Raw genomic sequence first — 13,152 nt, 5'->3', positions numbered from 1 at the left:
ATATAATAAGGGTTACAGAAGGAGGTTCTTGAAATGGCAAGAGTAAAAAGAGCTGTACACGCTCGTAAAAAACATAAAAAGATATTAAAACTTGCAAAAGGTTATTTCGGAAGAAGAAGTAAGACTTTCAAAGCTGCTAATGAAACAGTAATGAGAGCTATGAGTTTTGCATATGTAGGTAGAAAGTTAAAGAAGAGAGATTTCAGAAGATTATGGATTGCTAGAATAAATGCAGCAACAAGAATAAATGGACTTTCTTATTCAAAATTCATGAATGGAATGAAACTTGCTGGAATAGATATGAACAGAAAGATGCTTTCAGAGATAGCTATAAATGATCCTAAAGCATTTGCTGATTTAGTAGAAGTAGCTAAAAAACAATTGAATGCTTAATATAAAATGCGGCTTAACAGCTGCATTTTATTTGTTTTGACAAACTTATTTTAAATGGTATAATAAGTTTATTAAATTCATGGATTTAGAGGTGTTTGAGTTGCAGAAAAAAAATAAAAGAAGGTTATCTCCTGTACAAATTTTAGCTTTAGGTTTTGCAATTGTTATTTTCATAGGTGCAAGTTTACTAACATTACCTATATCATCTAGAGATGGTAGTATAACATCTTTTATTGATTGTATTTTTACTTCAACTTCAGCAGTATGTGTTACAGGATTAACTACTTTAAATACAGCTGAACATTGGAGTTATTTTGGTAAAACAATTATAGTAATATTGATTCAGATTGGTGGACTTGGATTTATGTCTTTTGCCACATTGTTCGCATTATTGTTGGGAAAAAGAATAACTCTTAAAGAAAGACTTATAATGCAGGAGGCCATGAATTCGTTTTCTCTCCAAGGGCTTGTAAAATTAGCTAAATATGTATTGATATTTACTTTTTCAGTTGAAGGAGTGGGAGCTTTATTTTTAGCTACAAAATTTATTCCACAGTATGGAGCTCTAAAAGGAATTTATTTTAGCATATTTCACTCTATTTCTGCTTTTTGTAATGCGGGTTTTGATCTTACTGGAAATAGTTTAGTACCTTATGCTAATAATTTAGTTGTAATTTTAGCTATTTCTGCATTGATAATTATAGGAGGACTTGGTTTTTCAGTGTGGTCAGAAATATATAACTATAAAGGTGTAAAAAAACTTTCTGTTCATGCTAGACTTGTAATATTCATGAGCATATTGTTAATTTTGGGTGGATGGATTTTAATGTTTTTATTGGAAATGAATAATCCAGCTACTATAAAAAATCTACCTATAAAAGGTAAAATATTATCATCATTTTTTGCAGCAGTTACTCCTAGAACAGCAGGTTTCAATTCTATATCCACATCGGATATGACTGCCGGTGGAAAGGCTTTGACAATAATATTAATGTTTATTGGTGGTTCACCAGGATCTACTGCGGGTGGAATTAAGACTGCAACATTAGGATTACTTTTGATGACTGCAGTTTCAGTAATAAGAGGTAGAGAAGATACAGAAATGTTTGAAAGAACAATAAGTAAGGAATTGGTATATAGAGCCTTTGTAATAACTATTATAGCAGCAGGAGTTGTAATTGTTACTACTATTCTGTTATCAATTACCGAGCCAGGGGCTTCGCTTGAATATATTTTATATGAAGCTACTTCAGCTTTTGCTACAGTAGGACTTACTTTAGGACTTACAACGAAGCTCAGTATTATAGGAAAAATTATAGTTGCTTTAACCATGTATATAGGTAGGGTTGGGCCTTTGACACTGGTTTTAGCTTTAGCAAGCAAAAAGAATGGAAGTTCGATAAAATATCCAGAAGGTAAAATATTAGTTGGTTAGAGGTGATTTTTTATGAAAAAGAGACAATTTGTAGTAATAGGTCTTGGAAGGTTTGGAAGCTCAATTGCAAAGACGCTTTATTCTTTAGGAAATGATGTATTAGCTATTGATGCTGATGAGGATGTTATTCAAAATATAGCAGATAGTGTAACTCATGCTGTTCAAGCTGATGCAACTGACGAAAATACTCTTAGAACTCTTGGAATAAGTAATTTTGATGTAGCAGTAATAACTATAGGATCAAATGTGCAGGCTAGTATAATGGCAGCTCTACTAGCAAAAGATCTGGGAGTAAAATATATACTAACTAAAGCTCATAATGAATTACATGCTAAAGTTCTTAAAAAAATTGGTGTAGACAGAGTTATTTTCCCAGAAAGAGATATGGGAGTTAGAGTTGCACACAATTTAGTTTCAACTAATATTTTAGATTATATTGAATTATCTTCAGACTACAGTATTGCTGAAATCGCTAGTCCAGAAGACTGGTATGGAAAAACATTAAATCAGCTTAATATGAGATCAAAATATGGAATAAATATAATGGCCATAAAGAAAAATAATGAAGTTAATATATCACCTTCAGCAGATGATACTGTTGAACAAGGAGATATAATTGTAGCTATGGGTGGAATTGAAGAATTAAATAAACTTGAAAATGAAATTAATAAATAAAGGGTGAATTTCCTTGAATAAGATTGAGAGTAGAGAAAATTCTCTAATAAAAGATATAAAAAAACTTCATAAGAAAAAATATCGAAATGAAAAAGAACAATTTATTATAGAAGGATTTAGATTTGTTAGTGAAGCACTGCAATCGTCCTTTCAGGTGCCATATATTCTTATTAGTGACAGTGGCATTGATAGATACAAAAATTTTAATATTGAAGAATTACTTCAAAAGGATACGGTGGTTTATTATACAAAAGACAACATACTAAAAGAATTATGTGATACAGATAATCCACAGGGTATTTTAGGAATAGTTAAGAACAAAAAAGTTGATACTGTAGATAGAGAGGGATTCTATGTTTTGGCTGATAAAATTCAAGATCCGGGAAACATGGGAACTATAATAAGAACTGCCCATGCCAGCGGTGCTCTAGGAGTTATATATACAAAAGGAACTGTTGATGTGTATAATGATAAAACCTTAAGATCAACAATGGGTTCTATATTTAAAATACCGGTAATAGAGGATGAAAATCTTGAAGTAGTTAAAGGGTTAAGAGAAAAAGGATTTAAGCTTATAGTTAGTTCTTTGGATACTGAAAAAAATTTTTATGATATAAACTTAACTAAAAAGAGTATAATTTCAATAGGAAATGAAGGTAATGGAATAAGTGACGAGGTATATGCACTAGGTGATGAAAAGGTAAAAATACCAATGCCAGGTGAAGCTGAGTCTTTAAATGCGGCGGTAGCTGCCAGTGTAATGATGTATGAAGCTGTTAGGCAAAATGATATTAAAAAAAAGTAAAAAAATAGATACAAATGTTAAGGATAATATGTAAAGAAAATATTTGAAATTTTATTTTAACATAGGTATAATAGTATGTAAGTTTATTTACATAAAAACAAATAAATAATTTAAACTATGATGGAGAGAGTAGGTATAGGAATTTTTATAGGGAGAAAAAGCCTCAGACTGAAAGCTTTTTTAAGAAGAAATATATTGAAGTTCACTCTGGAGTTCTAATTGTGAAAATAAGTAGCAATTAGCGGTATGAGCCGATATTTAAATGAGAGAGCTATATTATTATAGTTAATCAGGGTGGTAACGCGGATATACTTCGTCCCTTTATTTGGGATGGAGTTTTTTTATTATGTAAATACAAATGAAAGGAGCAGTAAAATGAAAGAAAGATTAGAGGCAATAAAGAACACCGCTTTAGAAGAATTAAAGAAAGCTTTAAGTAAAGAAGAACTTGAAGCATTAAGAGTTAGATATCTTGGTAAAAAAGGTGAACTTACTCAAATATTAAGAGGTATGGGAAAACTGTCAGCAGAAGAAAGACCAGTTGTAGGTAAGATTGCTAATGAGGTAAGAGAAGCATTAGAGGAATTCATTACTTCTGCAACAAAAGATATTAAAAACAAAGAAAAAGAAATGAAATTAAAGAGTGAGGTAATAGATATTTCTATGCCTGGAAAAAAGCAAACAATTGGAAAGAAAAATCCATTGGAATTAACATTAGAAAGTATATGTGATATTTTTATCTCAATGGGATTTTCAATAGAAGAAGGACCAGAGGTAGAAAAAGATTACTATAATTTTGAAGCGTTAAATATTCCTAAAGATCATCCAGCTAGAGGTGAGCAGGATACTTTTTACATAAATGACGATATAGTTTTAAGAACTCAAACTTCACCTATTCAAATAAGAACAATGGAAAATGAAAAGCCACCAATAAAGATGATTGCTCCAGGAAAGGTTTATAGATCAGACGCCGTAGATGCTACACACTCACCAATATTCTATCAAGTTGAAGGGCTAGTTGTAGATAAAGGAATAACTTTTGCCGATTTAAAAGGAACCCTTGAAATGTTTATAAAGAAAATGTTTGGAGATGAAATGCAAACTAAATTCAGACCACACCATTTCCCATTTACAGAGCCTTCAGCCGAAATGGATGCTACTTGTTTTGTGTGTGGGGGTAAGGGATGCAGTGTTTGTAAGAATAGTGGATGGATTGAAATTTTAGGCTGCGGCATGGTTCATCCTCAAGTTTTGAGAAATTGTGGAATAGACCCAGAAGTGTATAGTGGTTTTGCTTTTGGATTTGGTTTAGACAGAATGGTTATGCAGAAATATGGAATAGATGATATAAGATTATTATATGAAAGTGATATGAGATTTTTAAATCAATTTTAGTAGATAAGATAATATAAGGGAGGAAGTTTTAATGAAGGTACCAGTTAGTTGGCTAAAAGATTATATTGATATAGATTTGTCTCCGCAAGAACTTGGAGATGCATTGACACTGTCAGGTTCTAAAGTGGAAGAGGTTATTGTAACAGGGGATATAATAAATAAGGTTGTTACAGGTAAAATCATAAAAATCGAAAAACATCCTGAGGCAGAAAAATTATCTATATGTCAGGTAGAGATTGGAGAAGCAGAACCAATACAAATAGTTACAGCAGCTACAAATATGAAAGAAGAAGATATAGTTCCAACTGCATTACATGGTTCTATTTTAGCTGATGGAACTAAAATCAAAAAAGGAAAATTAAGAGGGGTAGTTTCCAATGGTATGTTCTGCTCAGAAGAAGAACTAGGGATAGCTGGAGATGAGCCAGTTGTAGGACTTATGATTCTTCCAGTAGACACACCAGTAGGAAAGGATATAAAGGAAGTTATAAATCTACAGAAGGCTATTATAGATTTTGAAATAACTTCAAATAGACCAGATTGTTTAAGTGTAATTGGTATAGCTAGAGAAACAGCAGCTACTTTAGGAAAAGAGTATAGAATCCCAAACATGGAATTTAAGGCTGCTTCTAGCAAAAATATAGAAGAAAGCTTAAAAGTTGAAGTCCGTGATCCACTATGCAGAAGATATATGGCAAAAGGCATAACAAATGTAAAAATAGAGCAATCACCACAGTGGATGCAAGAAAGATTATTAGAAGCTGGAGTGAGACCAATAAATAATATAGTTGACATAACGAATTTTGTTATGATAGAACTTGGTCAACCAATGCATGCCTTCGACAGAAGACAGATAGCTTCTAATACTATTGTAATAGAGAGAGCAAAAGAGGGAGAAAAGTTTACTACTTTAGATGAGGAAGAGAGAATTTTAGATTCTGAAATTCTAAACATTAAGGATGGAGATAGAACTATTGCCCTTGCTGGTATTATGGGTGGATTAAATTCAGAAGTTAAAGAAGATACTACAGAAATAGTTTTTGAATGTGCAAATTTTGATGGAACAAATATAAGAATTTCTTCTAAAAAATTAGCATTAAGAACAGAAGCATCAGGAAAATTCGAGAAGGATTTAGATCCTAATGCTGTAGAAATTGCTATGAACAGAGCATGCAGCCTAATAGAAGAGTTAGGTGCAGGAGAAATCATGGAAGGAATTATTGACATATATCCTGAAAAACTAGAGTCTCATACTTTAAATGTGGATTCAAAATGGATCAATGAATTCTTAGGAATAAATATATCAAAAGAAGATATGAAGATGTATTTGGACAGATTAGATTTAAAGACTGATATAGAAGGGGATACTTTAGTTGTAAATGTTCCTACATTTAGATGTGATATGAACATACGTGAAGATGTTGCAGAAGAAATTGCAAGAATATATGGATATAATAAAGTTCCATCAACAATTCCAGCAACTCAGACTTTAAAAGGAGGAAAAAGTGAGAAGCAAGTTCTTCAAACAAAAGTTATTGATACTTTAATAGGAAGTGGACTTAACCAATCAATAGCTTATTCCTTTGTAAGTCCTAAGGTTTTTGATAAAGTGCTTATACCACAGGATAGTCATCTTAGAAATGTTGTAACTATAAAAAATCCTTTAGGTGAAGATTATAGTATAATGAGAACAACTTCTATACCTTCAATGATGGAATCTTTAGGAAGAAACTATTCTAGAAACAATGATATAGTTAGATTGTTCGAAATAGGTAAGATATATATTCCACATGAGGATATGAAAGAACTTCCAGAGGAAAGAAACTTAGTTACTTTAGGTATGTATGGAGAAGTTGATTATTTTGAGCTAAAAGGAGTAGTTGAGAATATATTAGACTGCCTAGGAGTGAAAAAGGCTAAATTTATAAGGGAAAGTGAAAATCCAACCTTCCACCCAGGCAAAACAGCAGCCTTATATATAAAAAATGAACTTGCAGGTATACTTGGAGAAATACACCCAGATGTATCAGAAAACTATGGAGTAGAAGAAAGATGCTATATTGCAGAGCTTAATCTGGATATATTGTTTAAACATTCAGATATAGAGAACAAATATGTACCTCTTCCTAAATTCCCAGCTGTTACAAGAGACCTTGCTGTTTTAGTTGATGAAGAAATTTTAGTTCAAGACATTGAAGAAAATATCAAAAAACAAGGTGGAAAAATACTTGAAAGCTTTAAATTATTTGATGTGTATCAAGGAAAGCAAATTCCAGAAGGTAAAAAGAGTATAGCATATGCATTAATATACAGAGGTGAGAATAAGACTCTAACTGATAATGAGGTAAACAAAGTACATGATAAAATTGTTAAAACTTTAGAATTCAAGTTGGGGGCTGAACTAAGATAAAGAGTTAATGGATAAATTCATATTTCATATACTCAGAAAATGTGTTAAAATATAAATGAGAATTTTCTTGAATTTATCTAAGAGGGTGTTCAGATGAATAAAGTAACTGTAAAGATAAACGGTTCTGAATATAATTTAAAAGGTGAAGAAAAAGATGAATATTTACATAAAGTAGCAGGGTATGTAGATAAAAAAATTGTTGATATATTAAATATGAATAATAGATTGAGTATATCAGATGCCTCTGTTTTAGCTGCCGCTAATGTTGTTGATGAAATGTTTAAGAGTGAACATAAGAATGAACTTTTAAATAAAGAATTAGAAGAAGCAAAAAAATCAGAGAAATCACTGCAAATTCAAGTTGAAGACCTAAAAAAACATATTAAAAATTTAGAGGAATATAATATCGAGCTCCAAAATAAGCTGGAATATAGTAAGAGTGGAGAATATTTAAAGCAGTTTGAAGAAGAAAATAAAAGATTAAGTGAAGAACTGGAAATTTTAAAGGAAAGTGCTAAACAATATTTAAAAGAAAAGAATCAATTAAAGTCAGAGAATAAAGACTTAAAATTCCAAGTTCAATCCTCTAAGTATAAAATAATGGATTTACAAAATAGATTAATAGAGAATCAAATTGATCTTGTAAAAATTAAAAAACAGGAAAATCCATTATTGAATGTGAAATAATCAAAATATAAATAAAAATACCTTATAGCTTAAACTATAAGGTATTTTTATTTATATTTTAAAATTAAAACTTTTAAGTATGGTATTTTAAAAATTACTTATAAAAAATAGTGAAATTTTTTATAAAAGATTAATAGTATATTAGTAGAAATAATTAAAAAAGTTTTAGGAGGATACATGATATATTTGGATAATGCAGCAACTAGTTTTCCAAAGCCGCAGCAGGTTTACGATGAAGTACTTAATTGTATGAAAAATTATGCAGCAAACCCTGGAAGAAGTTCTCATGATATGGCAATTGAAGCTGAGTCTAAAATTATGGAAGCAAGAGAGGAAATAAGTAGGCTATTCAATATAAAAAATCCACTTAATATAGTTTTCACAAACAATGCCACAGAAGCTTTGAATATAGGAATAAAGGGAATATTAAAAAAAGGGAATCATGTTATAAGCACTATTATAGAGCATAATTCAGTATTAAGACCATTAAGCAGCATGAGCAGAAATGGAGTAGAAGTTACTTTCCTTGGAGTTAACCAAGAAGGATATGCTGATTTAAAGGCTATTAAAAAAGCTATAAAGAAAAATACCAAAGCAATTATAATAAATCATGCATCTAATGTTTTAGGTACCATTCAGCATATACAAGAAATAGGTGAAATAGCAAAAGAAGCAGGAGTGATTTTTATAGTTGATGCTTCTCAGAGTGCAGGCGTTATTCCCATAGATGTAGTTAGAGACAATATAGATATTTTAGCTTTCCCTGGGCATAAAGGGTTATTTGGACCACAAGGTACTGGTGGATTATATTTAAACAAAGACATTACTCTAAGCTGTTATACTGAAGGGGGAACTGGAAGCCAATCTAATCTAATAAATCAGCCAGATTTTTTACCAGATAGATTTGAAAGTGGTACTAGAAATACTCCAGGTATTGCTGGACTCTGTGAAGGAATAAAATTTATAAAAAATGTGGGTATGAAAAATATTAGAGAACACGAAAATATGTTGGTAGAATATTTATTAGAAGAATTAAGAAAAATTCCACAGGTAAAAATATATGGAGGAACTAGTTATAAGAATAGAGCTTCAGTAGTTTCTATTAATATTGAAGGAATAGATAGTTCTGACGTAGGGTATTTTTTAAATGAAAAAGGAATTGCAGTAAGGACAGGATATCACTGCGCTCCGCTGATTCACCCAATAATAGGGACAGTAAATAGAGGTACTGTGAGAATAAGTCCAGGTTATTTCAACTCTGTGGAGGATATTGAGGAGTTGATTAAAGTATTAAAGCAAATAATTAAGAATAATTAAAGTATAAGCATACAAGATTGTAAAGGAATACACATATAGTCTTGTATGCTTATTTAGTTTTATTTTATTCTTTGTCATATAAGATACTGTTAAAAGGTAAAAAAAGAGCCTGTAAATATTTTTGTGAATTTTTACATACAGGTATATTATAAAAGTTTAGTGTAAACAACTCTATAACCACTGAAAGTTTTTTTATACATTCCATATATTGATACATTATTATCCAGTATTTCTTTCTTGATAGATTCTAAATCACTCTCCTTAAATTTAATAGCTCTGGCACATCCACTGGAGATGCTGCAGGGAGCTGAAATTACCTTTACATCATAACCTTTACTCCTAAGGATTTTAAGCAATAGCATACTTTGACTGGTAGATTTAAAAACAATTATATAAGCTTCTTGCTTTTTTATGGCAAATCACCTCTTTGGATAAAGTTTAGTATTTTAATATACCTTTATCTATTATATAAATATGAAAAATATTTAAATTTTGTTCAATAGAAGACATTATACAAAATGTAACAACTAATTAATTGGTTACATAATATAATACTGAATAAAGTAAAAGGAGGGATTTTATGTCACTACAATTAGCCTTAAGTAATGGTAGACTTTTGGATTTTAAATATTTGAATAGTTCAGAACAAATAGAAACAATAACTAGCAGTAACCCACAGGAAAGTATTGGAAGTTTGAATCTTACTTTAAAATCAAATTCTAATGCAGTATATTTATCAGGTGTTGTATATTTGCTGGATAGCGGTTCAGTTGCAGGTATGGTAGCTTTACAGATAAAACGTAATGGTACAGAAATCTTTTCTACTAGTCCTGTAGATGCTAGACCTAGAGTAAGATATTCTTTAGATGAAATAACTCCTTTCCCATTTGAATATGTAGATGTACCTTATCCTGCATGCTGTTCAAATAATGTAACTTATGAGTTTATATTAATAGGAATTGATATAAATGGTGCAATAATAGATACTATAGGCACACGTACAATAACTGCATCAGAAATTAATATTTAGTCTATATTATAGTAATAAGGACTGTTGATAAATTCAACAGTCTTTTACTTAAGTTTAAATTTTAATAAAAATAAATACCCCCATGTTATAAAACACAGAGGTTTTGTTAAGTTACTATTCAAGTGGAGCAGGACATGCTGGATCAAAATCCTTAAATGGGAAATCAAGACTGTTGAAGAATTCGCATGGATCATCAGAGATATCTTGACAAGGTTCTTCTTCTATTAGACAATCTCCATTGGTTTGTACTAACATATTTACAATTCTATATGTTTTTATGATGGCAAATAGTCCTATTGTAGCATTTATTACTTGTGTTGTTGGAGATACCCCTGGACCCTGACCTAGTTCAAGCTGTAGTAAGCAAGCTTCAGATTGTACTAGAGCAAATGGTTTTTCATTTGAATAAGGACCACAAGGGTCGTACAAACTATTACAGAAAGCAATATCCACAGTGTTATCATCACATTTACAAACCTGTCCTCCAAACAATACTACAGTCTTTTGGAAAATAGTACATGCACATATGCTAGATTTAGGTACAAAGCTGCCTCCTACTTCTTCTTCTAGAGGAACTTCTACATCGCCTCTAAATAATTTAATTGGATAACAGAACTTAAATCTTATAGTAACTTTCCAATAGCCTTGTCTGCTGATTCCGCATCCACCTACTGGTTCTATACTGAGTATTTTACACTCACTTACAGTAAATTTACCTGCTAATCGTACAATATTAGCGTTAAGAGGCACTTGAATTATATCTCCTGGATCAAATACTAAAGCTGGGTTATTATCAATTCTAATTTTATTTTCCTCACATGAACGTGCAGGATCTACTAGTCTGCTATTTTCTGACTCTATAGGACTTAAACAATCACGTTGAGTACAAAGATCACATACCTTTTTAGCGATAATACATTGAGATGTAGGGTCGCACTGGCTAACGTGGTTTACTTGAAAGTTATTCTCCATAACCATCCTCCTCTATATAAAGATTACACACAAAGTATTACTTCACATTAATATACTATGTGATGTACTAATATGTGTGATTATATTTTATAGTAAAATTTTTATTTTTGATTTCTGTAATATTTAAAGTATTAAGTGACATATTTTTATATAAGAAGCAATTTAAATGAGAAGGGATAGTTATCATATTAAATGAAAGAAATTTTTATATAATTAAACAATCCGATAGTACTACATGGAATTTTCAATTTGATGAAAGTATTGGATTAGTTTATAGAATACTAAGAAATAATAAATGGTCCAACTACAATGTAATCAGTAGAGAAAGCAATAAAAATTTTTCAGTAGTACTGCTGCCAAATGATAATATATATGTTTTATACCAAAATTTAAATAATGACATGATATTGAGTATGTACGATGGAATTAAGTGGAGTGAACGAAAAATTTTGAAAAACTCCCAAAGTAATATGCTGGATATTTATTTCAAGGCTGTTTTAAGGCAAAATCAGCTGAATATTTTTTACAGTATATTAAACAAAAAAACTAAAATTACAACATTTTTTCATCAAACAGTTGATAAAGAATTTAAGTTGTCAACACCTAAAGTAGTCGATAATATTAAGTCTAATGATAATATGCCTTTTATTATTCATACTGATAATAATAATATGCTTATTTTGTATCAAAAATTAACAGATAAATATGAAATTGGATATAAACAGTTAATTGATAAAGAGTGGTCCAATTTTTATACAATAGAAAGAAATACGTATCCGTATACTGATTATTCTTTATTATATATTAAAGATATTTTACATTTATTATATGTAAAGAATAATAAAAACAGTAAAAGTCTAATGTATTTCAGGGGGCAATATCCTAACTTCTACCATAATGAGCTATTTCAAAGTGCAAATATAGATTCATGTTCATTATTTATGCTTAAGAATAATATTTGGATTAATTGGATAGATAATAACACTATTTACAGTAGTTTTTCCATAAATAATGGAGAAAAATTCAGTATCCCTCCTCATCATGAACTTATAACATCACCAAATATTATCAAAGCTATTTATATTTCGAATTTTTCATTGGATAAGGAATATATTGTAATACATGAGTTATATATTGATAATCAGGAGAATTTAACTTATTTAATGATTCCTAATATCTATCCGTATATAGTAGGCATGGAGAAAAATGTATCAGATAAAAATTATAACAGCTATTGGATATATATTAAAAATTACATGAATAAAGCTTATGAAAAAATATTAAATGTTGAAAAATTACTTAAACAAAAAGAAATGTTAATTACTGAACTTAAATATACTTTGAAAGACCAAAAAGTAGAAATGCGGACATATGAAAACAAATTTAATGATATCAATAAAAAATATGTCCAGTGTGAAGATGACAAAGAACTATTAAATGAAAATATAAATTCTCTTCAGGAACTTTTAATATCCAGAGACAGACAAATTAATGAATTAGAAAATGTGAATTTAGAAAAAGAAAATCAAATTATATCTTTAAATAATAAGATTACTGAGCTTGAAAAAAATTTTTCTTATCTTAAAAAAGATTTTATAGCTCATAAAGATAAAATTGCTGAATTAGAATATACTAGTACACTTAAAGAAAATGAGATATTATCTTTGAAAAATAATATTAACTTACAGAATAATAAAATTATGTATTTTGAAACAGAATCAGAAAATCTAAAAAATCAATTATGTGATTTAGAATCTAAGTTTAATTCTTCCAATTTATCTATATTTAAGAAAATATTTGGCAATAATGAATAAATAGTAAAATAGCGTGTAGGATTAGTTTAAAGTATTTTTATTTCAATCTTACATGCTATTTTATTTAATTTTTTATATATTTAAAACATTGGTTAATTACCTAAGTTTCGTACAAATATAAAACTTATATTTGTACATAATTACCTGTTATTATTATCTATAATATTCCTTCGACTTCCAATCTTTTAGGCGGAGCCTTCTGGAATAATATACTAAATT

The 13,152-nt window shown here is 29.7% G+C and carries 12 protein-coding genes and 1 other annotated feature; of the genes, 10 read left to right on the top strand and 2 right to left on the bottom strand.

The genetic code is table 11. The features are described from left to right. Positions 1-33 precede the first annotated feature (33 nt). The 8 genes from rplT to OIO11_RS14550 all read left to right on the top strand — a co-directional run bounded on the left by rplT (position 34) and on the right by OIO11_RS14550 (position 9,117). Complete coding sequence (rplT, locus tag OIO11_RS14585) at positions 34-393, top strand: 50S ribosomal protein L20 (RefSeq protein WP_268072177.1); 360 nt, start codon at positions 34-36, stop codon at positions 391-393. Positions 394-472: 79 nt separating this feature from the next. Further along, on the top strand, positions 473-1,828 hold the full coding sequence (locus tag OIO11_RS14580) for a TrkH family potassium uptake protein (RefSeq protein ID WP_268072176.1): 1,356 nt from the start codon (positions 473-475) through the stop codon (positions 1,826-1,828). Between the two features lie 12 nt (positions 1,829-1,840). Further along, positions 1,841-2,503, top strand: a complete 663-nt coding sequence (locus OIO11_RS14575; protein ID WP_268072175.1) for a potassium channel family protein — start codon at positions 1,841-1,843, stop codon at positions 2,501-2,503. Positions 2,504-2,516: 13 nt separating this feature from the next. After that, positions 2,517-3,308, top strand: a complete 792-nt coding sequence (locus OIO11_RS14570; protein ID WP_268072174.1) for a TrmH family RNA methyltransferase — start codon at positions 2,517-2,519, stop codon at positions 3,306-3,308. A gap of 108 nt (positions 3,309-3,416) precedes the next feature. Further along, positions 3,417-3,632: a binding site (T-box leader), on the top strand. A gap of 51 nt (positions 3,633-3,683) precedes the next feature. Then, positions 3,684-4,703: a phenylalanine--tRNA ligase subunit alpha gene (gene pheS / locus OIO11_RS14565; protein ID WP_268072173.1), complete on the top strand. Its 1,020-nt coding sequence runs from the start codon at positions 3,684-3,686 to the stop codon at positions 4,701-4,703. A gap of 31 nt (positions 4,704-4,734) precedes the next feature. Continuing rightward, positions 4,735-7,113 carry a phenylalanine--tRNA ligase subunit beta gene (gene pheT / locus OIO11_RS14560; RefSeq protein WP_268072172.1) on the top strand — a complete coding sequence of 793 codons (2,379 nt, stop codon included), beginning with the start codon at positions 4,735-4,737 and terminating at the stop codon, positions 7,111-7,113. Positions 7,114-7,206: 93 nt separating this feature from the next. Next, positions 7,207-7,800: a cell division protein ZapA gene (gene zapA, locus OIO11_RS14555; RefSeq protein WP_268072171.1), complete on the top strand. Its 594-nt coding sequence runs from the start codon at positions 7,207-7,209 to the stop codon at positions 7,798-7,800. A 177-nt stretch (positions 7,801-7,977) separates the two neighbouring features. Further along, positions 7,978-9,117, top strand: coding sequence for an aminotransferase class V-fold PLP-dependent enzyme (locus OIO11_RS14550; RefSeq protein ID WP_268072170.1), 1,140 nt, complete (start codon positions 7,978-7,980; stop codon positions 9,115-9,117). 146 nt (positions 9,118-9,263) lie between these two features. Here the strand turns inward: OIO11_RS14550 and OIO11_RS14545 are convergent, their stop codons facing one another. After that, positions 9,264-9,506, bottom strand: a complete 243-nt coding sequence (locus OIO11_RS14545) for a DUF3343 domain-containing protein (protein ID WP_268072206.1) — start codon at positions 9,504-9,506, stop codon at positions 9,264-9,266. A 191-nt stretch (positions 9,507-9,697) separates the two neighbouring features. Here OIO11_RS14545 and OIO11_RS14540 point away from each other — a divergent pair, with 191 nt between their 5' ends. Then, a complete protein-coding gene (locus tag OIO11_RS14540; RefSeq protein WP_268072169.1) occupies positions 9,698-10,147 on the top strand; it encodes a hypothetical protein in 450 nt (149 codons plus the stop codon). A gap of 114 nt (positions 10,148-10,261) precedes the next feature. On the opposite strand, the gene OIO11_RS14535 is transcribed toward OIO11_RS14540, so the two are convergent. Then, entirely contained in the window at positions 10,262-11,119 is an 858-nt protein-coding gene (locus OIO11_RS14535) for a hypothetical protein (RefSeq protein WP_268072168.1), read from the bottom strand. A 401-nt stretch (positions 11,120-11,520) separates the two neighbouring features. Here OIO11_RS14535 and OIO11_RS14530 point away from each other — a divergent pair, with 401 nt between their 5' ends. Next, positions 11,521-12,933, top strand: a complete 1,413-nt coding sequence (locus tag OIO11_RS14530) for a hypothetical protein (RefSeq protein ID WP_268072167.1) — start codon at positions 11,521-11,523, stop codon at positions 12,931-12,933. Positions 12,934-13,152 lie beyond the last annotated feature (219 nt).

The organism is Clostridium sp. ZS2-4 (genome assembly GCF_026719745.1).
In the GTDB taxonomy this organism is placed as follows: domain Bacteria; phylum Bacillota; class Clostridia; order Clostridiales; family Clostridiaceae; genus Clostridium_H.
The sequence above is the reverse complement of the archived record's forward strand: the minus strand, read 5'-3'. Positions and strand labels throughout refer to the sequence as shown.